The following is a 221-nucleotide window of genomic DNA, read 5'->3' on the forward strand; positions in this document are numbered from 1 at the left end:
CGTATAAATTTAACCGGAAGGAGCGTGCGCCTATGCTGCGTTACGTGAAAAACGGCATGCTGCTGCTCAGCATCGCCTTTATCGTCCTGGGGGTCCTGCTGCTTGTTATGCCGCCTACCAGCAAAAAGGGAGCGGTAAAGCCGCTGCCGCGGACGCGCACATACTGGATCAGGCAGACGACGCCGGTAAGCAGTACCACGGCTCCGAAGGCATAACAGATC

The 221-nt window shown here is 57.0% G+C and carries 1 protein-coding gene; it reads right to left on the bottom strand.

From position 1 onward, the window contains the following. Positions 1-40: 40 nt before the first annotated feature. Positions 41-221 (bottom strand): hypothetical protein (locus H6B10_RS16925; protein WP_204652511.1); only part of this gene is annotated, 181 nt, incomplete at its 5' end.

Origin of the sequence: Gemmiger formicilis (assembly GCF_016901605.1) — a bacterium.
In the GTDB taxonomy this organism is placed as follows: Bacteria; Bacillota; Clostridia; order Oscillospirales; family Ruminococcaceae; genus Gemmiger; species Gemmiger formicilis_B.